General features: G+C 50.5%; 1 protein-coding gene. It reads right to left on the minus strand.

Annotated elements, in window-relative coordinates:
* Positions 1-317: hypothetical protein (locus tag ICN40_RS11935; RefSeq protein ID WP_216244159.1), on the minus strand; the 317-nt coding region annotated here is incomplete at both ends.

Raw genomic sequence — 317 nt, forward strand, 5'->3', positions numbered from 1 at the left:
GCGGCTGAGAGGGTAGTTGTACCGGTGCCAGCTTGAGTTAAGGTTGCCCCTGCTCCAGCCAAAACTGCAGAGATGGTCAGTGCATTGCCACTAGTATTGTTAAAGACATAACCAATGGTGCTAGTTAAGGGGCCAGAACCGGTAATAGAGCCACCACTTGTACCGACCACTAAGCTATAAATCGAATCGTTAAATGTTCCCATGGCAAAAGTACCGCCGTTAATGGTGACAACACCGCTATCGGGCATGACATTGCTTACGCCTAAGGCGAGCGTACCAGCAGAGATAGTAGTGCCACCAGTGTAGGTGTTGGTGCC

Source organism: Polynucleobacter sp. Fuers-14 (assembly GCF_018882045.1).
Classification (GTDB): Bacteria; Pseudomonadota; Gammaproteobacteria; order Burkholderiales; family Burkholderiaceae; genus Polynucleobacter.